Annotated in this window: 26 protein-coding genes; 23 read left to right on the plus strand and 3 right to left on the minus strand. The window is 63.2% G+C overall.

All coding sequences use genetic code 11. From position 1 onward, the window contains the following. The first annotated feature begins 43 nt into the window (after positions 1 to 43). From HAP54_RS24355 to HAP54_RS24465, 23 genes are all read left to right on the plus strand, one after another. Entirely contained in the window at positions 44 to 1,075 is a 1,032-nt protein-coding gene (locus HAP54_RS24355) for a major capsid protein (RefSeq protein ID WP_248114456.1), read from the plus strand. A gap of 17 nt (positions 1,076 to 1,092) precedes the next feature. Beyond that, positions 1,093 to 1,458, plus strand: a complete 366-nt coding sequence (locus tag HAP54_RS24360; protein ID WP_166304290.1) for a head-tail joining protein — start codon at positions 1,093 to 1,095, stop codon at positions 1,456 to 1,458. Continuing rightward, a complete protein-coding gene (locus tag HAP54_RS24365; protein ID WP_166304293.1) occupies positions 1,455 to 2,012 on the plus strand; it encodes a hypothetical protein in 558 nt (185 codons plus the stop codon). The genes HAP54_RS24360 and HAP54_RS24365 overlap by 4 nt, the downstream gene beginning before the upstream one ends. A 14-nt stretch (positions 2,013 to 2,026) precedes the next feature. Then, on the plus strand, positions 2,027 to 2,209 hold the full coding sequence (locus HAP54_RS24370; RefSeq protein WP_166304296.1) for a hypothetical protein: 183 nt from the start codon (positions 2,027 to 2,029) through the stop codon (positions 2,207 to 2,209). A gap of 39 nt (positions 2,210 to 2,248) precedes the next feature. Next, positions 2,249 to 3,775: a phage tail sheath C-terminal domain-containing protein gene (locus tag HAP54_RS24375; protein WP_166304299.1), complete on the plus strand. Its 1,527-nt coding sequence runs from the start codon at positions 2,249 to 2,251 to the stop codon at positions 3,773 to 3,775. Between the two features lie 78 nt (positions 3,776 to 3,853). Continuing rightward, a complete protein-coding gene (locus tag HAP54_RS24380; protein ID WP_166304302.1) occupies positions 3,854 to 4,216 on the plus strand; it encodes a phage tail tube protein in 363 nt (120 codons plus the stop codon). Continuing rightward, positions 4,161 to 4,568, plus strand: a complete 408-nt coding sequence (locus tag HAP54_RS24385; protein WP_166304305.1) for a phage tail assembly protein — start codon at positions 4,161 to 4,163, stop codon at positions 4,566 to 4,568. The genes HAP54_RS24380 and HAP54_RS24385 overlap by 56 nt, the downstream gene beginning before the upstream one ends. 145 nt (positions 4,569 to 4,713) lie before the next feature. Then, positions 4,714 to 7,062: a hypothetical protein gene (locus HAP54_RS24390; protein ID WP_166304308.1), complete on the plus strand. Its 2,349-nt coding sequence runs from the start codon at positions 4,714 to 4,716 to the stop codon at positions 7,060 to 7,062. Then, positions 7,059 to 7,541, plus strand: a complete 483-nt coding sequence (locus HAP54_RS24395) for a DNA circularization N-terminal domain-containing protein (RefSeq protein ID WP_166304311.1) — start codon at positions 7,059 to 7,061, stop codon at positions 7,539 to 7,541. The genes HAP54_RS24390 and HAP54_RS24395 overlap by 4 nt, the downstream gene beginning before the upstream one ends. Further along, positions 7,538 to 8,209, plus strand: coding sequence for a hypothetical protein (locus HAP54_RS24400; protein ID WP_166304314.1), 672 nt, complete (start codon positions 7,538 to 7,540; stop codon positions 8,207 to 8,209). Before HAP54_RS24395 ends, HAP54_RS24400 begins: the two co-directional genes overlap by 4 nt. Then, on the plus strand, positions 8,206 to 9,279 hold the full coding sequence (locus HAP54_RS24405) for a phage baseplate assembly protein (protein WP_166304317.1): 1,074 nt from the start codon (positions 8,206 to 8,208) through the stop codon (positions 9,277 to 9,279). Before HAP54_RS24400 ends, HAP54_RS24405 begins: the two co-directional genes overlap by 4 nt. A 26-nt stretch (positions 9,280 to 9,305) precedes the next feature. Then, positions 9,306 to 10,136, plus strand: coding sequence for a phage baseplate assembly protein (locus tag HAP54_RS24410; RefSeq protein WP_166304320.1), 831 nt, complete (start codon positions 9,306 to 9,308; stop codon positions 10,134 to 10,136). Continuing rightward, the gene (locus HAP54_RS24415; protein WP_166304323.1) at positions 10,133 to 10,645 is read left to right on the plus strand and encodes a phage GP46 family protein; all 513 of its coding nucleotides are present in this window, start codon (positions 10,133 to 10,135) and stop codon (positions 10,643 to 10,645) included. The genes HAP54_RS24410 and HAP54_RS24415 overlap by 4 nt, the downstream gene beginning before the upstream one ends. Next, positions 10,645 to 11,727: a baseplate J/gp47 family protein gene (locus HAP54_RS24420; RefSeq protein ID WP_166304326.1), complete on the plus strand. Its 1,083-nt coding sequence runs from the start codon at positions 10,645 to 10,647 to the stop codon at positions 11,725 to 11,727. The genes HAP54_RS24415 and HAP54_RS24420 overlap by 1 nt, the downstream gene beginning before the upstream one ends. Before the next feature lies 1 nt (position 11,728). Then, positions 11,729 to 12,424 (plus strand): YmfQ family protein, encoded by a 696-nt coding sequence (locus tag HAP54_RS24425; protein ID WP_166304329.1) that lies wholly within the window; start codon positions 11,729 to 11,731, stop codon positions 12,422 to 12,424. A gap of 55 nt (positions 12,425 to 12,479) precedes the next feature. Next, the gene (locus tag HAP54_RS24430) at positions 12,480 to 13,277 is read left to right on the plus strand and encodes a collagen-like protein (RefSeq protein WP_175619479.1); all 798 of its coding nucleotides are present in this window, start codon (positions 12,480 to 12,482) and stop codon (positions 13,275 to 13,277) included. Positions 13,278 to 13,304: 27 nt separating this feature from the next. Next, positions 13,305 to 13,895 carry a hypothetical protein gene (locus tag HAP54_RS24435; protein WP_166304332.1) on the plus strand — a complete coding sequence of 197 codons (591 nt, stop codon included), beginning with the start codon at positions 13,305 to 13,307 and terminating at the stop codon, positions 13,893 to 13,895. 6 nt (positions 13,896 to 13,901) lie between these two features. Then, entirely contained in the window at positions 13,902 to 14,255 is a 354-nt protein-coding gene (locus HAP54_RS24440; protein WP_166304334.1) for a hypothetical protein, read from the plus strand. Then, the gene (locus HAP54_RS24445; RefSeq protein ID WP_166304337.1) at positions 14,252 to 15,250 is read left to right on the plus strand and encodes a hypothetical protein; all 999 of its coding nucleotides are present in this window, start codon (positions 14,252 to 14,254) and stop codon (positions 15,248 to 15,250) included. Before HAP54_RS24440 ends, HAP54_RS24445 begins: the two co-directional genes overlap by 4 nt. Next, positions 15,247 to 16,206, plus strand: coding sequence for an IPT/TIG domain-containing protein (locus HAP54_RS24450; protein WP_166304340.1), 960 nt, complete (start codon positions 15,247 to 15,249; stop codon positions 16,204 to 16,206). The genes HAP54_RS24445 and HAP54_RS24450 overlap by 4 nt, the downstream gene beginning before the upstream one ends. Next, on the plus strand, positions 16,206 to 17,105 hold the full coding sequence (locus tag HAP54_RS24455; RefSeq protein WP_166304343.1) for a hypothetical protein: 900 nt from the start codon (positions 16,206 to 16,208) through the stop codon (positions 17,103 to 17,105). Before HAP54_RS24450 ends, HAP54_RS24455 begins: the two co-directional genes overlap by 1 nt. 50 nt (positions 17,106 to 17,155) lie before the next feature. Beyond that, complete coding sequence (locus HAP54_RS24460; RefSeq protein WP_166304346.1) at positions 17,156 to 17,491, plus strand: hypothetical protein; 336 nt, start codon at positions 17,156 to 17,158, stop codon at positions 17,489 to 17,491. 29 nt (positions 17,492 to 17,520) lie between these two features. Then, a complete protein-coding gene (locus HAP54_RS24465; RefSeq protein ID WP_166304349.1) occupies positions 17,521 to 17,961 on the plus strand; it encodes a hypothetical protein in 441 nt (146 codons plus the stop codon). A gap of 169 nt (positions 17,962 to 18,130) precedes the next feature. Here the strand turns inward: HAP54_RS24465 and HAP54_RS24470 are convergent, their stop codons facing one another. The 3 genes from HAP54_RS24470 to HAP54_RS24480 form a co-directional block, all read right to left on the minus strand. After that, a complete protein-coding gene (locus tag HAP54_RS24470; RefSeq protein WP_248114455.1) occupies positions 18,131 to 18,685 on the minus strand; it encodes a DNA ligase in 555 nt (184 codons plus the stop codon). 49 nt (positions 18,686 to 18,734) lie between these two features. Then, positions 18,735 to 19,583 (minus strand): Ku protein, encoded by an 849-nt coding sequence (locus HAP54_RS24475; protein ID WP_166308327.1) that lies wholly within the window; start codon positions 19,581 to 19,583, stop codon positions 18,735 to 18,737. A 68-nt stretch (positions 19,584 to 19,651) separates the two neighbouring features. Next, positions 19,652 to 19,927: a hypothetical protein gene (locus tag HAP54_RS24480; RefSeq protein WP_166304352.1), complete on the minus strand. Its 276-nt coding sequence runs from the start codon at positions 19,925 to 19,927 to the stop codon at positions 19,652 to 19,654. Positions 19,928 to 20,559 lie beyond the last annotated feature (632 nt).

Below are 20,559 nucleotides of genomic sequence, written 5' to 3' on the forward strand. Positions count from 1 at the left end.
GGCTTGCTGTCGGGGATGCGTGGCCTTTTGTCTGAAAGGAACAATGACAATGCCGATGCTCGATGTTTTCAACAGCGATGCATTCAGCGTCGTCTCGCTGACCGACGCGATCAACAAGCTGAAATTCGTGCCCGGATATCTCGGCTCGTCCGGCTTGTTCTCGGAAAGCGGTGTGACCACCACGTCAATCGCGATCGAGAGCAAGAACAACGTCCTGTCGCTCGTCCCGCCCACCCCGCGCGGTGGTCCCGGCATCACGCTGGATAAGGGCAAGCGCTCGATGCTGTCCGTCAACGTGCCGCACTTTGAGGTGAACGACGCGGTGATGGCGGAGGAAGTGCAGAACATCCGCCCGTTCGGTCAGGAGAGCGGCGAAGATAGCGTGATGCGTCTCGTCGGCGAGCGGATGCAGGTCGACGGTCAGTCGCACGAGGCGACCATCGAGTATTCGCGGATCGGCGCGGTCAAGGGCGTGGTCACCTATGCAGACGGTTCGACGCTCAACCTGTTCACCACGTTCGGCGTGGCGCAGCAGCCGGAACTCGGGTTCGACCTGTCGAACCCCAATCCGGCGGACGGCATCCTGCGCAAGACTTGTGCAGGCGTGATCCGCACCACCGCCGCCGCGCTCGACGGCACCCCGTTCACCGGCTTGGAGGCCATCTGCGGCGACAACTTCTTCGATGCGTTAATCATGCACAAGGAAGTGCGCGCCACGTATATGAACTATCAGGCGGCGGCCGAACTGCGGCAGGCGTACATCTCCGCCGGCCAAACCTTCGGCTCGTTCCCGTTCGGCGGCATCCAGTGGACCAACTATCGCGGTCAGGTCGGCGCGCAGGCGTTCATCGACCCCGATAAGTGCCACATCTATCCGACCGGCGTCCCGGGCCTGTTCCGGACCTACTTCGCGCCGGCCGATTACATGGAGACCGTCAACACGCTCGGGCAGGCGCGCTATGCGCGGCAATACGTGATGCAGAATAACAAGGGCGTGCATCTCGACGTGCAGACCAACAACCTCAATCTCTGCACCCGCCCGACCGCGCTGATCCAAGGCCGGCGCACCGCCTAACGGATCGAGGGCGAGCAATGGACTTTTCCTCGCTCGTCCTCGCGCCGGGTATGAACGCATTCGCGCGGGTCTGCACCTTCTATCCGCGCGTGAGCCAAGCGAGCACGGTCAGCGCCGACAATCCGAACGGCGCGCCCTATGTCGGGCGCGGCGTCTACTCGTCCCGGCCGGTCGATGTGCAGATGCAGGACGGCACGATCTTTTCCGATCAGGAAACGTCGCTTGGCATCCGCCTCGCTGAATTCCCGGTCGCGCCCGAGATCGGCGATCGGATCAAGGTCGACGGCATCGATGGGCTGTATTGGGTGGGCGATGTCGACACCGACGGCCAGGGCGGCGCGACAATCCTGTTGCGCAACACCGCACCGCAGGAAACGCCGTGAGCACTTACGCGATCGAGATTGCAGACAAGGCGATGGCGCTGCTGCAAGCGAAACCGTTTGAGCCGGCGTTCAAGACGTTCAAGCGAACGCCGATGCGGCAAGTCTCTCCGGGCGATCTTCCGTTGCTGGGCGTCTACATCCTGCGCGAGACCCGCTCGCCCGATGGCGACGAGAATGCCGGCGAGCCGCGCTTTTTCCACCGCCTCCATCTCGGGATCGCGGGCGCGGTCAGCGCGGCCGATGACGGGTCGCAATTGGCGGCGCTTGAGACCGTGATGGCCGGCATCGACGATCGCCTGCTGACCGACCCGACATTCATTCGGATGTTTGAGGGCATCGAGCAGATGGATCGCCGGTCGCAGTACGCGATCATGGGCGAAACCCCGCTCGCTGAAATCCAGATCGAAATGGTGGTGACGTTCCGGACCTATTGGCCGCCGGTCGTGCCGGACGACTATCGCACCTTCCACGTCGAGACCCGCTACCCGAAGAAGGACACGGACCCCGGAGCCGTGCAGCAAGTCGTCGAGCAATACGACATCGAGCAAAACTGAAAGGAACGACGCTCATGGCTCAAATGGTCAAGGTCAAGATGATCGGGAACACCATGATCCACCATCCGGTCGCCGGCTCGCGCAATGTGTGGCCGCTGGATCAGTTCACGCTGCGCCGGATCGCCGACAAGGACATCGAGGTCGAGGACGAGACCGCGAAGGCGAGCGCTGCGGCACCGCAGACCGACAAGAAGTAATCGCGCGGCGGCGCGCCCTAGACCAAAGGAGCAACCCCCATGCCCATCTCGTTCGCAAGCATCCCGGCCAACTGGAAACAACCGCTCTATTGGGTCGAGGTCGACCCCTCCAAGGCGGGATCGCTGACCCTGCGCCAGCCGGCGCTGCTGTTCGGCTACATGCTCGCCGGTGGTACGGCGCAGCCGAATGTCCCGGTGCCGATCGGCTCCGTCTCGGAGGCGCAGGAGCTTGCGGGTCTTGGTTCGATGCTCGATGCGATGGCCCAGAGTTTCTTCAAGAACAGCGCGTCGCAGGAAGTCTGGATGGTGCCGATCCCCGAGCCGGCGACCGGCGTCGCGGCGGCGGCGACCATCACGGTCTCGAACCCGCCGACGCAAGCGGGCACCATCTACGTCTATGTGGCCGGCCGTCGCGTGCCGGTCGGGATCAGCGCCAATGACACGCCAACGGTCGTTGCGGCGGCGATCGTGGCGGCGATCAATGCCGATCCGTCGATGGAGGTTGTCGCGAGCAACGCTGCGGCGGTGGTGACGCTGACTGCGAAACACAAGGGCGCGGACGGAAACGACATCGATTTCCGGATCAACTATGCGGGCTCGATCGCGGCCGAGAGCATGCCGCCGGGTCTCAGCTTTACCCTCGGCAACAATGGCAAGCTAACGGGCGGGACCGGCGTGCCCGATCTTTCCGCTGCTATCATCGCGCTCGGCGACGAGGGCTTTGAGTATGTCGCCATGCCGTACACCGACAGCACGTCGCTGGTCGCGATCGAAACCGAGTACGGGTTCGGCGATAGCGGGCGCTGGGGCTGGATGCGGGAATTGTTCGGCCACGTCTTTTCGGCGCGGCGCGGCACCTATTCGTCGCTGCTGACGTGGGGGCCGAATAACAATTCCGGTGTGGTCTCGGTGATGGGGATCGAGCAGAACATGCCGTCGCCGGCATGGCATGTCGCCGCCGCGTACACCGCGAAGGCCGGCCGGGCGCTGATCAATGATCCGGCGCGTCCGCTGCAAACGCTCGCATTGGAGGGCATCCTGCCGGCGCCGAAGAACCAGCGGTTCTTGCTCACCGAGTTGAACAACCTCGCTGGCGTAGGTCTCGCAACGCAGGGCGTCGGCGCCGATGGCGTGCCGATGATCAAGCGGGAAAGCACGACCTATCAGAAGAACCTCTACAGCCAGGGCGACGACGCTTACGAGTTGGTGACGACGCTCGCGACGCTTGCCGCCGTGATGCGCCGGCAGAAGGCGGCTATCACCACCAAATTCCCGCGCCATAAGCTGGCCGATGACGGCACGCGGTTTGGTCCCGGTCAGGCGATCGTCACGCCCAAAATCGTCAAGGCCGAACTTGTCGCGCAATATCGGCAGGACGAGTGGGAGGGGCTGGTCGAGAATGCGACCGCGTTCAAGTCGAACCTGATCGTCGAGCGAGACAGCAGCAATCCCAATCGGCTCAACGTGGTGTATCCGCCGGACCTCATCAATCAGTTGCGCATGTTCGCGGTGCTGGCGCAGTTCCGCCTGCAATACGATCGCGGGGTGGATACCACCATCGCCTAACCCGATCGGCCGCAACCGATCCTCGAAGCCCGCCGCTTCCCGCGCGCGGGCTTTTTAATTCCATGAAGGAGCACAGACATGGGCGTCGCAATCGCGGGCACCGCTTATCTCAAGGTCGACGGCAATCAATATCCGCTCAAGGGCACATTCACCGTGTCCCCGTCGGCGGTCGAGCGCGCCGGCATCGCCGGACAGGATTATGTCCACGGCTACAGCGAATTGCCGCGCGTACCTTTCATCGAGGGCGATATCTCGTCGCGTCCGGAGATTTCGCTTGAGGACATGGAATTGATCACTGACGCCACCGTCACCGCGGAATTGATCAATGGCAAAGTCTACGTGCTCCGCAATGCGTGGTGCAAATCGGCGATCGAGTTGAACACGCATGACGGCCAGTTCCGGGCGCGCTTTGAAGGCGAGGCGTGTGACGAAATCAGCTAAGGCGGAACGAATGACTGAGGCGGCAAAGGATGGCGCGCAGCAACAGGATGCGCCGAAACCTAACAACATCATTCCACTGTCCGAGCCGGTGAAGTTCGGCGAGGAAACGATCAAGCAACTGGAATACCGAAAGCCGACCGGCCGCGATATCGTCGAATGCGGGCACCCGCTCAAATTCGACTTCGCGTCCGATCCGCCGCAGATCACGCTCGACGAGCGCAAGATGGCGGCGATGATGTCGGTGCTCTACAGGCAACCGCCGAGCGTCATCTCGCAGCTATCGCCCAATGACTGGACGACTGCGGCGTGGGCCTTGGCCGGTTTTTTTACTCCGGACCTCATGAAGCTTTAGTCCTCGATTGCTACCGGCTCGCGAAGTTCTACGGGCGCAACCCGCGCGAATTTCTCGAACTGACAGTCGAGGAAATCGGCCAGCACATGTTCTGGACCGAACGGCTCGTTGAGGCGATCAGCAAGCAGCAAACGGAATAGGCGCGATGGCCGGCGAAGATGTCCTGCGCATGCGAGCGACCCTGCGCGACGATGCGTCGCCCGGGGTCGCCAATCTGCGCAAAAATCTTGCTGGCGTCGGCAAGGAAGTCGAGACGAGCAAAGCGCGGCGCGAACTTGCCGCGTTACAGGAACAGGTGAAGGGCCTTGCCGGCGAGGCGGGCGTCGAGGGCCTGATCTCCTCGTTCGGGAAGTTTACCGGCAAGACCGGCGGCATCGTCGTCGGCATCGCGGCGGTCGGCGCCGCGTTCTACGGCATCGGCCGGCAACTCCAAGAGTTTGCCAACAAGACCGCCGAGCTGAAATTCGCCGCCCAAGACATGGGCGTGTCGGCCGCGCAGTTGAAGGCGTTTCAGAAGGCCGCTGGCGAAGTCCGGATTGATCCGGGATCGGCGCAAGCCGCGCTGCAATCGTTCACGCGCAATGCCGAGGACTTCCGGCTCCGGATCGGTAGCGTCCGCGAGGAGCTATACAAATTCGGGGCGGGTGATGTCGTCGAGGCGATCGGCCGTGCCAAAACGCCGATCGATGGCCTGCGCATCGCATTCGAGCGCATGCAGGAATTGCAGCGCCGCAACCCGGTGCTCGCGCGCCGCTTCGCCGAGGCGATGTTTGGCACCGCCGAAGCCACGCGCATGTCGTGGCGCGAGATCGAGGAGTTCATCCGCAAGACCGAGGCGAGCGGCAAGTACACCGACGAAGCCATCGCTCGCAGCGAAGCCTTCCGGAAGAAATGGGAGGAATTGGACCGCACCCTTGAAGGCCTCAAGGAGCGCACGCTCACGCCGCTGTTCCCCGCGTTCACGGCCGGCGTCGAGAAGGTCAACACCGCGATCGACAAACTTAAAGAGGGGATCGGGTGGATCAACGAGCATCTGCCGTCGTGGGGTGGCGGCGAGCGGGCGCCGAACCTCTCGCCCCGGGCCGGCGCCAATCAGCAGCAATTGGGCGACGAGCGCCGTTCTTGGTGGCAGCGCTTCTGGCAAGGGCCGGGCGCATCACGTCTCGGCGGCGCCCGCCCTGGCGCCACCAAGGAAGATGACGACCTCAAGAAGCAATCCGGCGACTTGGCCGAGAACTTCAAGAAGATGAATTTCGAGCTATCGCGTCCCGGTGATGCCGGCGGCGGTGGCGGGATCATCAATGCGAGTTTCGGCGGCGGTGCTGGCGCGGCGCGAGGCGGTGGCTTCCGGCCATTCGGCGGCGGCTACTCGAACCTCGGGCCGTTCGGCCCGGGCGGCGCTGCAGCGCCGGGTAGCGCACCCGGCGGCGGCGGGGTGCCGCGCTCGTTCAACAATCCGCTCGGCGGCACCAGCGAGGCCGGCGCAAATCCGCTGACCGGACCATCTGGCGCGCTCGGCATACGGCGTCCGATGGAGAGCGCGGGCGGCACCGCCGGGATCACGGCGCCAGCGGGCACGCCGATCCAGCGCGGTGGCATGGCGACCGTGACCACGGCGGGCGGGCGAAAGTTTCAGGTCGACGCGCGCTTCAAGGACAATTTCCAAGGCTTTATCAATGACTATGAGAAGGCCGGCGGCGTCATCGGCCCGGAGAGCGGCACGCTCGGCTCCCGCCCGCACAACGCCAGCGGCCACCCCATCGGCGCCGCGATCGACATCAATCAAGTCGGCTATGGCGTGCGGGGCCGGGGCGGGCGCACGCTCCCGACCGATGTCGAGAACAGTCTCGCCGCGAAATGGGGCCTCGTCTCGGGCGCGAACTGGCGCCGGCCGGATACCGGGCATTTCGGCATCCGCAGCGAGAAGGCCGCGCGTGATGCGCTGATCGCGCAAGGCATGGCGCCAGCGCAGGCCGAGAGCGCGGCAAAGGACATCGCCGCCGGCCGGACCGTCAAAGGCTCGTGGTTTGGTAGCGGCCCCGGCTGGAATGATCCATCCGAGCCGGCGAGCCGCCGCACCGCATCGGGCAAGCCGCTGTCCGTGCCCGGGATCGCGCTGCCATCGCGCGAGGGCCTCGGCAAGATGTTTGAGGTGACTACCCCGGATGGCCGCAAGTTCATGCTGCCGCAAACCGACATCGGCCCGGCGGCGCGCACCGGGCGCGGGATCGACATCAATTCGGCCGCCGCGACCCAGATGGGTTACACGGCCAAGACATTCCCCACTGATGCGCAATTCGGCTATCGCCGCGCCGTCGATCAGAACCTTGCCGCGAGCAGCGGTGCGGTGAAGGCCGAGGGCACGGTCAACGTCAATGTGCACGCCGCTGCCGGCACGAAGGTTGATGCCAAGAGCGACGGCCTTTTCCAGAGCACGCGCATTCAGCGCTATCGGCAGATGGAGCAAACCGGCCTTGATGGTGGTGCGCAATGAGCGCAATCCGCGACCTTCATAATCCGTGGCGCGATCGGTATCAGACCGCGAGCTTTCGCGGTGCGATCTTCCATGTCGAGACCGAGCAGCGCCATGGCGGGCGGCGCACAGTTGTTCATGAGTATCCGAAGCGAAATCTGCCCTACGCCGAGGACATGGGCCGCGCGGCGGTGCGCTTCACCGTGCAAGGCTATCTGATCGGGCCGAACTATCTGACCCTCAAGGACGCGCTGATCAGTGCGCTCGAACAGGATGGATCGGGCACGCTGCGCTTGCCGTTGCCCTATCAGGGACGGGATATGGAAGTGATGGTAATGCAGTACGGCATCACCGAAAGCCGCGAGCGCGGCGGCATGTGCAGCGTCGAAATGGATTTCGTCGAGGCCGGCAAGCCCGGCTTTAGCGATGTGTCGATCGTGACGCAGGCGGCGGTGACGAGCGCGGCGGCGGCGCTTGAGCGCGCGGTGATCGGTACATGATTCGGGCGGATCGGGACGAGGTGGCCGGGATCATCCAGCGCATCGGGCCGGCCGTGCTCTCGACCGTCCCGGCGAACGTCGGATCGGCCGGCTCCGAATTGCGCCGGCTCGTCGGTCAGATGCTATCGAGCAATGATGTCGTGACGGACAGCGCGGCCTTCGCCACGCAAATGACGGCTTGCCTCAATGAAGCCAGGGCGGCAGGCGCAACATGGACCGCGATGTCGCGCGTGCGCTTGCAGGCGTTGAGCGAAACCCCGCAAAGCCTCTCGGCAACGATCGTGGTGCAGATGATTGTTCGGCTGTCGCTCGCGCAGGAGGCGCGGCTGGTGACGGCCCTGCAATTCCAGTCGCGTGATGATGTCGAGAGCGTCGCGCAGATCATGGGCGCGGCATTCGATGCGGCGGCCGAGGTCGCCAGCGACGATCTCCAAGCCGCCGCCTATATGGCGATCATCTCGCTACAGGCGACAGTCACCAAGTTCTTGACCGATGTCGGCCGGCAAGTCCCGCGAGTGATCACCTATCGGTTTCCGCAAACGCTCCCGGCGCTCACGATGGCGCAGCGGCTCTATGCCGACGCCTCGCGCTCGGACGAACTGCGCAATGAGAACAGGGTGGTCCACCCGGCATTCATGCCGCGCGATGGTCGGATGCTGGCGGTATGAACCAAAAGGAAGTCGCGTTCCTGCGCATCAACGGGCAGGACTATTTCGATTGGACAGCGGTCACGGTCGAGGTGCGGATCACCGAGGCGTTCCCGATCTTTCAGTTCGATTGCACCGAGTTCGACGAGAAGGCCACCGGCATGACCGAGGCCCAGATCATGAGCAATCTGCGAATCGCGCCGGGCGATGTCGTCGAGGTCTACCTCGCCGGTCAATTGGTGGTCCTCGGCTATGTGACCGAGCGTCATGTCGGGTATGACGCGAGAAGCCACGGCGTGCGGATCGTCGGCGTCGGCAAGACCTATGACCTTGCGACCGTCTCGGTGTGGCAACAGGGTGGATCGTTCGACGGTCAATCGTGGACCCAGATGGCCCGCAAGCTGATCGCGCCGGTCGGCGTCGCACTCAGCACCAAAGGCGCGGTCGACGAGAAGCCCTATGAGCAGGCGCACGTCCAACCGGGCGAACTCATCTGGTCGGCGCTCGAACGCTACGCGCGACAGCGCAAGATCGTCATGGGGTCGACGGAGAAGGGCGAATTGCTGGCGATCGGCGAGCATGCCGCGAGCGAGAGCGACAAGCTCATCGAGGGCGTCAACATCCTGCGCGCCAATGGCGTGATCTCGGACGATAACGTCTATCGCAAGATTTTCTCGCTCGGCCAGCGCGCCTCAAACGACCAGTCATGGGGCGATCAGTCGAACAAGCTGGTCGGCCAGACATCCGGATCATCGACGCGAAATAGAACGCGCGTCACGCTGATGGACGTGTCCGACGATCAGCACGGCGCGCAGCGCAGCGCCGAGATGGAACGGCTCGTCACCGAGGGCGGCAAGATTGAGTTGAACGTCACCGTGCAGGGTTGGCTGCGCGATAGCGGCTCCCTGTGGAAGGCGGGCGACTACTATCTTGTGCGCTCGCCCATGCTGCTCATGAACATGAACCTCGGGTGCCGAAGCATCGTTTATGAGCAATCGGTCGGCGGAGGCACGACCGCAACCCTTACAATGGTCGATCCCAACCACATGAACGGAATGACGGACTTCTCGGGATCGACACCGACGGAGTAGCGATGCACCGCAATTCAATCCGCGACATGGCGTTTCGCACGGTCCACACGCTGGCGCGCGCCACGCTCAACACCGCGAGCGACAATCCCATGATGCAGGAGATGCATCTCGATTTCTTCAACAATGACAGCCGGAAGAATATCGAGCGCGTGCAGAACTATGGGTTCACGTCGGTTCCGATGCCGCGCTCGAAACAGGAGGGCGGCCAGCAGCAACAGCAGCAGAGCGGTGGCGGCGAGACACAGCCCGAGCAGCCCAAAGGTGAGGCGGCCGAGGCGCTGGTGATGTTCCAAGGCGGCCAGCGCAATCATCCGGTGATCGTTGGTATCGATGACCGCCGGCATCGGCCGCGCGGATTGAAGCCCGGCGAGAACGCGCAGTATGACGACATCGGCCAGATGACGCTGATGCGTCGCAAGGGCCTGTTCCTCCTCACGCTTGACGGCAAGGACGATAACGGCAACGACCAAGAGCGCATGGTCTCGTTGCGTCATGTCCAGAAGGACAAGCAGCCGCGACCGCAGAAGCAGAACCCCAGCCAGGCCGGCGGCCAATCGCAGCAGTCGCAGCAGGACGAGGATTTCCCGCACGAGGGCAAGACCGTCAACACGGAAATCCGCTGCACCAAAAACCGGATCGAGTTTCGCGTGGGTGACGATGTGGTCGGCTACTACGATAAGGACAATAAGCGGTGGTCCTTCACCGGCGAGATGCGCCTCGGTGCCGACGACGCCTCGAACCCGATCTATGGCGTCAACGGCGGCAGCGGCATGACGACCGAAACCAGCGGCGCGGGCGCGGTGCTCGTCAAGGCGACGAAGCCCGGCCCGCCGACCTCGCTTGATACTCAGAAATGACCGACGTTCGCTATCGGCAACAGGCGGACTTACGCGAGTATCCCGCCTATGCCGTCGAACTCGATTGGCTGCGGACCGATCAGAACCTCCTCGACGATACGTTCGCCTTGCAGTCGGCGGTGATCATCGCGCTGGGCTCCGATGCGCTTGCAGGCACCACCGATCCATTGCCGGGCCTCGACGAGACCGATCGCGGCGGCTGGTGGGGCGATCTCGACTCGCAGGAAATCTGGGATGGCTGGCCGGTCGGATCGAAGCTGTGGCTGCTGCGCCGGGCGAAAATCTCGTCCTCGCTCGCGTCCGACGGCGGCACCGTCTTTAGGGCGAGCAGCTACGCGCGCGCGGCGATCCAACCGTTCATCGACAAGCAAATCGCCAGCGCCGCCGATGTCGGCGCCGAGCGCACCGATGTCAGCAGGATCGATGTCTCGGTGCTGTTGAAGCGCGGCCCGGACCCGGCTGTCGCGCTCCGCTACGCCGAACTGTGGGAAGAATTGGGATATAGCTGATGCCGTGGTCCACGCCGACGCTCAAAGACGTGCGCAAATTGACGCGCGATTATGTGCTGTCGCAGTTGGGTGCCAAGGCGTTGATCCCGAACTCGGCGCTGCGGATCATGAGCGACGCCAAATCCGGGCTTGCTCATCTGACGCTGCTGTATATCGATTGGCTCGCCAAGCAGCTTTTGCCGGACATCGCAGAGCAGGAATGGCTCGATCGGCATGGCAACATCTGGCTCCGCAACGCCGACGGATCGAAGGGCCGCAAGGTCGCGTCCTTTGCGAGCGGCACGGCCACCATCACCGGGGCCGGCGGCGTCGTCATTCCGCGGTATTCGGTGCTGTCAGGCTACAATCAGGTGCGCTACCAGATCACGGCCGAGGCCGAGATCAGCGCCGCAGGCTTGGCGAATGTGCCGCTTGAGGCATTGACCGCTGGCGTGATCGGAAATCTCGACGAGGGCAGCAACCTCTCGTTTGAGGTGCCGATCAGTGGCGCCGACTTGACTGCGGCGGTTGTGAGCATGACCGGCGGCGCCGATGTGGAGAACGATGATCTCCTGCGCGAGCGCGTACTGTTCCGCATCCAGAACCCGCCGATGGGCGGCGACAAGGCCGACTATGAGCGATGGGCCACGGCCGTTGCCGGCGTGACGCGAGCGTGGTGCTACCCGCTCGAAATGGGGATCGGCACCGTCACGGTGCGGTTCATGATGGACGACTTGCGCGCCGACCTTAACGGCATCCCCATGCAGGCGGACATTCAAACCGTGACCGCCTATATCGACAGCGTGCGTCCGGTGGCGGTGAAGGATCGGTTCATCGTTGCGCCGATCCCGTTCTTCTACAATGTCACCATTCGGCAGCTTACGCAGGACACGCCGACGGTTCGAGCGCGCATTGAGAGCGCGATCAAGACCATGGAGCGGCGCCGGCTGTATCCCGGATGCACGCTCTATCGCAGTTGGGTCGACGAGGCGATCAGCGGCGCGCTGGGCGAGGATCATCACGAACTCGACTTCTCAACGCTCGTGATGCCATCGCCAGGGCACATCCCAATGCTCGACACCATCTCTTACGAGACAGCTTGACGTGGATAAGCACGTAACGCGCAGCGGCGACGACTACGCCGAGGCGATGGCCGCGCTGCTGCCGAAAGGGCAGGCATGGCCGCGCAACAATGATAGCGTGCTGATGAAAGTGGTGCGCGGGCTGTGCCAGATTTGGGGACTGGTCGAGCAGCGCGCGTCGACCTTGCTTGAGGGCGAGAGCGATCCGCGCCAGACCCTTGACATGCTGCCGGATTGGGAGCGCAATTTCGGCCTCCCTGATCCTTGCTACAGCGAGCCATTCACGATCGGTGACCGTCAGATTGCGCTTGTGCAGCGCATGACGATTGAAGGCGGGCAGTCGCGCGCGTTCTTCATCCAAGTCGAGGCCGATATCGGCCACACCATCCACATCAAGGAATTCCGGCCGTTCATGGTCGGCCTCGATCGCGTCGGCGATAATCGGCCTCGCCTCGGCCCGGGCGAGTATGGCGACTATCCCTACATGCTCGGTCCGCCCGAGAACCGCTTCTATTGGACGGCGCATGTCGATCAAGCGCGCTTGACATGGTTTCGCTGCGGCAATGGCGGCGGACAATGCGGCATCGACCCTCATCTACTGATCGGCATCGCGAGCGATCTCGACTGTCTGCTCAACCGATGGAAGCCGGCGCAGACGCAAATCGTGTTCGACTATTCCGGCTTGCAGACCGGCGGTCCCATGGCCGGGACGCCATAGGAGAAGGCGAGTGAAATATAACCAACCCTACGGTGCGACGGACGATGCGCCCTATGTGAACGGCGACCCATCGATCGGGCGCGCGGGCAGCATCCCGCCAGCAGCGAGCATCGAGCATCCGCAGCGCGAAATCGTTACGATGATCAGCAAGAACAAGCTGACGCCGAACGAGAACGACCTGATGCAGTTGGTCAAGGCGTCGGTGTTGAACATCGCGGCCTATGGCGATGACACCGGATCGACCAACCATATTTCGATCGCGCTCGATCCAGCGATGGACGGCTACGTCAAGGGGACGCTGCTCAAGATCAAGGTCGCGAATACGAACAGCGGGCCGGTCGATGTCAATGTGAACGGCCTCGGCATCAAGCCGCTTCGCACGGTGACGTTCGGCGAACTCGCAGCGGAAACGATCAGCGCGGGTGCGATCATCGGCATCGCCTATGACGGCGTGCAGTGGCAACTTGTTTTCAATGGCGGTGCCGGCGGCGGGAGCGGCGAAGCCGGGCAGACCGGCGCCACTGGTCTGACGGGTCCGCAAGGTCCCGCCGGCCCCGCTGGTGCGCAAGGCCCGGCCGGCCCGCAAGGCCCGGCCGGCCCGATGGGCGCGATGGGTCCGCAAGGTCCCGCCGGCACGTTCCCGACGACGAAATACGCGATCGGCAGCTTTGTCGTTGCCGTGAACTGGAACGTCGACATTACGTCGAGTTGCTGGGCTTACGGTCCGCAATCGAATGCCGCGAGCCTCGGCAGCCAATTCTTGGTGCCGGGTACGTGGCAATACATCTGTTATGTCGGGAGCCTCGCCTACGGTGACGGCAACCCGCTCTCCCTTTTCCAGCGCATCGCCTAAGCGCGAACGCAAGCAGGAGCAACGTGAATGGCGCTGACGATTGTTAGTGCGAGCGAACCCGTATGGGCCAACGCCGAGCACACCATGATCGACCTGACCGTGCGGTTCGCCGAGTTGGGGTCGGTGCCGTTTCTGGCGACGAAGGACGATACCGAGCCGCACGGTAAGATATTGTTCGAGCGGGCCGTCGCTGGGGCATACGGTGCGGTCGCGCCCTATCCGAAGTCGTCCGCGCAAGACCTCGCCGACTATAAAACGTCGCTCATGGCGAAGGTCGATGCCAAGGCCGAGCAAATTCGCGGCACGTATCTCACCATCGGTTCGGGTCAGGCGATGGTGTATCAGCGGAAGGGTGAGGAAGTCGCGCGTTTGGCGAACGATCCGGACCCCGATCCCGCAAACTATCCGATCTTGAGCGCGACCGTTGGCATCGAGGGTGCGACGATCCAAGAGGTCGCCGCGCTCGTGAACGCGACCCAAGAGGCGTGGGTCAAGATCGCCGCCGCGATTGAGACCGCGCGGCTTGGCGGCAAGGCCGCGATCGACGCTGCAACCTCGGTGCAAGCGGCAAATGAGGCGTTCGACGCGATCAAGTGGCCGCCGAACTATCCGGGGTAGCCGATCATGGCGATCGTCAACATCTCGACGACGAGCGATCAGGATTATGTGCACGGCTTCATTCTGATGGCCGGCGACACGCCGATCGACCTGACCGGCCAGTCGATGCGGATGGGTGTTCGCCGGCATGCGCAGGATAGCGAGGAGCAATTGCTACTGACCACTGAGAACGGCGGCATCACCATCGTTGATCCACCCGGTGGCAAGTTCGTGCTCACGATCCGACAGGCGACGCTGCTCGCGCTCTACTTCGGCGACTATGAGCATTCGCTGATCCGGATCATCCACTACGCCGACGGCGATATCCGATATCGCGTTTGGTCGGGCACGCTCTCGCATGCAGCAGGACCGTCTCGATGACGAATATCGACTATGAAACCGAGGTCATCCAAGAGCCAGGGCAAGGCCCGCCGGGGCCGCGCGGCGTTGATGGCAATACTGTCCTTTACGGCTCGACCGGGCCGACGCAATCGGATGGTGTGATCGGCAATTTCTGGATCAACACGTCGACCAACTACATCTTTGGTCCGAAAACGGTGAACGGCTGGCCGACCGGCGTTTCGATCGTTGGCCCGCGTGGCTTCACCGGCATGCAAGGCCCGGCGGGTATCGATGGCAACACCGTTCTCTATGGCTCCGGCGTTCCGAATGACCAGACCGTTGGCAAGCCCGGCAATTTCTATATCGATACCGCCGCGCACTATCTCTACGGCCCGAAGGGCGATACGACATGGCCGGCGGGGATTTCGCTGGTCGGGCCGCCGAGCGGCCGCACGCTGGGCACCGCCGCGCGCGCGCCGACGAGCGCGGACGGCATCGATGGTGATTTCTGGATCAATACGGCAGCGTGGCTGATCTATGGGCCGAAGGCCGGCGGCGCATGGCCGGCTGGCGTTTCGATCGTTGGCCCGCAGGGTCCGCAAGGCCCGGCTGGTGCCGCGGCGACGGACTGGACCAACGTCACCAATAAGCCGACGACGCTTGCCGGCTACGGCATCACCGATGCGCTGCTCAAGCCCGGCGCGACGGCGAACATCACCGCCGGCTACACCTTCACGACGTTCACGCAAGACAATTTCAGCGGCACGTTCAATCCGGACCCGACGAGGGGCAACTATCAGGGCCTCGGCAATGCCGGCGCGATCACGATCAACCCGCCGACCGCCGATTGTGCGATTGACATCCTGATCGCGAACAGGCCGGGCGCGGGTGCAATCACGTTCGCCGGCTCGTGGTACGTCTCGCCCGGGAATACGGGTGATCTCCTGACCACGACGAATGGACACATGTTCATTCTCTCGATCCGCCGGCTCTGGGGCGGCATCGCAACTTACATGATCAAGGCGTTGCAGTGACGACCCTGACATGGACGGCGGTGGGATGGCAGAGCTTCACCATCCCCGCGGACTGCCGTGGCCTCGATTGGTGCTGGTCTATCGGCCCGGGCTTCTATGGCGCTGCGGGCTCCGGTGGCGGCGATCAAGTGGGCGGCACGGGCGGCAATGGCGGATCATCCGGCGGCGCCGCGCTGAAATACAGCATTGCGGCCACACCCGGCGAGCAACTCAGCATTTACGTCGGCGACGGCAGTTCGGGGACCTATGCTGGCCTCTACAGTGCATCGCGCGGTTGGCTGTGCTTGGCCTATGGCGCATCGGGGGTTGGCTCGCCGGGTTATGGCGCAGTCGGTGATCAGAATTTCACCGGCAATGGTGGTGCGGGCGGCGCTGGCCCTAACGGCTACAACGGCGGCACGGGCGGCGCTGGCGGCACTCCGGTCGGTCCGTATGGCGGTGCCGGCGGTGCGGGCGGCGGCGGCGGTGCCGGAGCCGCAGGCGGGGGCAGTCCCGGCGGCGCGGGTGGCAACGCAACAGGTTGGGGCGGCGGTGGTGGTGGTGGCGGCGGCGGCGGCGGTGCCATGGCCGCCATGGGCGGCAGTCCCGCCGGGGGTGCGGGCGGTGGCGCGGCCTATCAGGGCCTCGTCCAAGCTTCCTATACCCCGTATGTCCCGCAGCCGCCGACCGTCACAGGCTTGAGCAAGAACATCGGCCGGCCCGGCGGCGGCGAAACGATCACGATTACCGGCACCAACTTCACCAACGGCGTCTCGTCGGTGCGTTTCGGAACGATCAATGCCGCGAGCTTCTCCGTCAACAGTGCGACGCAGATCACGGCGGTTACGCCGCAGCACTCGCTCGGCACCTTCAACGTCATCGTCACGAACGTAGACGGCACCAGTCCCAGCACATCGGCCAATCAATTCACCTTCAAGGCCCGAGGCGGCTTCAACAGCGCAATGATGGGTATGTGATGCATTCGATCAGCCAGAAAGCAATCGACCTGATCATCCGCGAGGAGGTCAGCGGCGAGGCCTACTATCGCAAGCACTACACGCACCCGGAATGGCCGGGCGGTTCCAGCGGCGTCACGATCGGCATCGGTTATGATCTCGGCTATGCGACCGAGGCGAAGGTCAAGGCCGACTGGACCGGCCGCGTCGACACGAATTGCGTCAAAGCGATGCTCGGATGCGTCGGGGTCAAGGGCACGGCGGCGAAGGCGCTCTCGCAGCGTATGAATAACAGGATCACCGTGCCGTGGGAGGCGGCCATGGCGGTGTTCATGGGGCGCGATATCCCGCAGTGGATCGCGGCGACGTACTACGCGCTGCCGAATTGTGACTTGCTGACGCCAACCTGCCTCGGCGTGCTGGTCTCGCTGAATTACAATCGCGGCACCGGAGGCTACACGTCATCTGCTGATCGTTTCCGCGAGATGCGCGCGATCAAGGCCGCCATGGCGGCGAAGAATCTCACGGCAATCCCGGCGCTGCTCGACAGCATGTCGCGGCTATGGACCGGCGGCGTCGCAGCGCGCCGGCATCGCGAGGCGAACCTTTTCCGCGTGGGCATGACCGAGACCGTTTCGACGGCGCCCGCGCTCGCGCCCGAGGCACCCGATCCGGACATCATCTCGCAATCCCGACCGGAGGCGTCCGCCAGGGCGAAGTTACCGACGACGACGGTCGAGCAGAACACCACCACTGGCGCGATCGTGGTTGGCGGTGGCATCGCGGCGCAGCAAGCGCATGCGCACGGTGTGATCTCGTTCGAGTTGTCGCTGTTTCTGATGTTCCTCGCGGCGCTCGCCGGCATCAGCGTTTGGTGGACATGGTATCGCAACCGCAATCCTGCTGAGGCAAACCCATGAACGTCTTTATGGGCGCTGGCATCGCGATCTTCGTGGCGTGGGCCTATTTCATGTTCGGCCGGCCGCTGCTGGTCAAACGGTTCCCGGGTGCATTCGACAGGATCAACGCGATCGAGGGCGCGCTATGGAAGAACTCGAAAACTCTGCTCGTCGCGCGCTTCTATTGGGTCGGCGGCCTTGCCATCGGCGCACATGATTGGCTTGCCCAGAACGGGTTCGACATGACGCCCATGCTCAACGAGATCGCGGCGTTCATCCCCGAGCAGTATCGTCCGCTCGCGCTCGCGGGCTTCCTGTTCTTTTCCGGTATCATCTTTGAATGGCTGCGGTGGCTGACCACCGAGCCCGTCGTGGATGATGTCGCATCAGCCGAGAGCAAAGCCTGATGTTGGCCGCAATCTTTTCCCAGATCGGCATGTCGCTGATCAACGGCATGCTCGACAAGTTCCTCGCGGCGTTTCAGGCCTACGAGAACAAGACCATCTCGATCGAGCAACTGAAAACGCAGCTTTACGAAGCCATGGTGGCAGCGGCCAGGGATGTCGAGGTCGCGCATGCCGATGCGCTCGCGAAGACCTACGCGTCCTTCATGCGCGCGGTCGAGAAGTCGAAGTTGATGCAAGTCGTCTGGGCAGTCGTCACGCTCTCGCAGCTATGCGTGTTGCTCTGGCATCAGGTCGGCATTCCCGGGATCGTCGCGCTCGGGCTGATCGCGCGATATCCATCGAGTGGGACGACGGTCGAGTGGTCCTATCTGCTGCTCGGCGCATGCGTCGGCATGGGGCCGATGGTACTGCGCGCGGGTTCGGATGCGGGGACGATTACTGATCGGCTGAAATCGATGGTGGGGAAATAGGAGCAGGCCTGTCTGTTTCGGCTGCGCGCATAGTGACGCCACGCGGATTATCCGGGTCGGCGGCCTTGCGCGTTCTGCATTCGAGATCCCGATCAAGCGCGCGACTTGCCGACATCCAGAGCCACGCCCGGCATTCGTCTCGCCGCGAAGGGCCAAGGCTGCAAGGGCCCTAGAACTGGTCCTTGACCCGATTGAAGGCCGGATGTTCTGGGTTCTTGTTCTTGATCCAGTGCGTGCAGCGGCCCGCGCGGTAGCCGCGATCGCGGTGCTTCGAGACCAGCCCCTCGAGCCCCATCAGGCAGGCATGGCGATAGAGATCAGGGCCGATCTCGCCACGTTCGAATGGCGCAACGTGAATGCCATCGATACGGCGGGCGAGAATCCGGGCTAGGTTGGTCTTGCGAAGATGCAGCGGCAGCTTGCGAAGATCGTCGCCATCGAGCGCGATGATATCGAATGCGTAGAGCTGCACCTCATCGTCGTGCTTGCGCGAATGCAGGCCATTGAAGTCCGACCGGCCGTAGACGCCGAGCAGCACCGCCTCGCCATCGATGACGAAGCGCTGGCAGCGGTTGCGCAGTGCGGCCTCGCTGATCGCCGGAAACCGCTTGCTCCAATCGTGACCGTTCCTGGTGAACAGGCGAACGATCTTGCCGTCGCGCTGGACGATCAGCCGGTAGCCGTCGTGCTTGATCTCGTGCAGCCAGTCTGCGCCGTGTGGCACGATCTTAGCCGTGCTCGGCAGGCAGGGCTGAAAGGGCCGGATAGTCACCTTAGCTCGCCTTGCGGCGCGGCTTGGTCGACGCCTTTTTTGGTCTCGCGGATTTCGTCGCTGGCGCCGGTCCGCCCGAGCTCTGGATGCTCTGCTTCAGCGCGTCCATCAGATTGAAGACATTGGTCGGAGCGGGCTTGCGCGTGGTGGCGATCGGCTGGCCCTTGCGCTTTTGCTCGAGTAGATCCTGCAAGGCTTGCTCGTAATGGTCCTCAAACTTCGCCGGCTCAAAGTGGCCGGACCTCTGCTCGACGATGTGCTTTGCAAGATCCAGCATGTCCTTGGTGATCTTCACATCCTGGATCTCATCGAAATATTCCGCGGCGTCGCGAACCTCATACGGATAGCGGAGCAACGTGCCCATCAGGCCCTTGTCGCGGGCCTCGAGCGCGATGACGTGCTCGCGGTTGGTTAGAACGACGCGGGCGAGGGCGACTTTATCGAGCGAGCGAATGGTTTCCCGGATGACGGCATAGGCATCGTGCCCGACCTTGCCATCGGGAACGATGTAGTAGGGCCGCACCAGATAGAGATCATCGATCTCGCTTTTTGGCACGAACTCATCGATCTCGATGGTGCGGGTGGATTCCAGCGCGATGTTCTCGAGCTCGTCCTTCGTCACCTCGAGATACTGATCGGTGTCGACCTTATAGCCCTTGATGATATCTTCTGAGGCGACTTCTTCGCCGGTCTCGGCATCGACCTTCAAATACTTGATCCGGTGACCGGTCTTTTTGTTGATCTGGTTGAAGCTGATCTTGTCGGATTCAGAGGTCGCCGGAAAAAGTGCGATCGGGCATGTCACAAGGGACAGCCGCAAAAAGCCCTTCCAATTGGCGCGCGGGGCCATACTCAAAAACTCCACCTACGCTGAACGGTATCAATATAGGACGCGAGTCAGCGAATTGGAGTCGTCGGCTAGCAGTCCGGGCAGGTGTCGCCGATGCCTTGCAGGGCGTCCTCGATCGCGGCCAGGCACTGTTCCGGGGTGGCGCCGGGAAAAGGCTGGTTCCATGCCGCCTCGCGGGCCCGGTTCCGGGCGTCCGGATCACGGCGGTCCACTGCATGCCCGTGGTGTTCGCACTCGCGAACGGCGTGATGTTCGATCAGGGTGCCCAGCGCCCAGCCTTCGAGACTGCGATAGGCGGGACGGGCGGCCTGCAGCGGCAGGCGTCGTTGTGCGTTGCTTTTCATTGCAGTGGTCTCGAATCAAATCGATGCCACCAATGATAGCACCCCGGTCAAATCAGCTCTGGAACCCGGCTAGTTGTGCCCGCTAATTGTCGCGTTGTGGCGGTGCCGTTCATCGCGCTTCTTGCCAGCATGGCGTGGCTGTTGATGGGATGACGTCAGCGCGGAACACCGTGGTTTTCCGGAATCCACATTTGGTGTGGAAAACTTTAAGCTAATCGTTACCGGGGCTAGACATTTCATCCCGATCTCATTTTCGAGAATTTTTTCCCGGCAAGGGGCCGCATCGCGGGCGGCCCCTTTCGATTCGGCGGACCGGCGAAGCGGCCCCAGCGTCGACCTCCAAGGGCGCTGGGGCCGTTTCTTTGGGGGCTAAACCGGTTGCAAAACTGTACCATGACCCGCGTTCGGACTAGCTTTTAGGCTCCACGCCTGACTAATTGGGCGGCTCACGGTGAGTCGCTATGTCCATTCTTGCTCGCACCAAGGCCCGATATGAAGCTGACCGCTTTGCAGCGCGGGCTCAGGCCGTATCGAATTTGGCCACTTACATCCCAGAGTTCAATTTGTCGGGATGGGGCGCGAGGGCACGAGAGGCCTATCTCGACCAATGGCCTCGAGTCGCCCGGCAAGAT

This window comes from Bradyrhizobium sp. 2S1, assembly GCF_011516625.5.
In the GTDB taxonomy this organism is placed as follows: Bacteria; Pseudomonadota; Alphaproteobacteria; order Rhizobiales; family Xanthobacteraceae; genus Bradyrhizobium; species Bradyrhizobium septentrionale.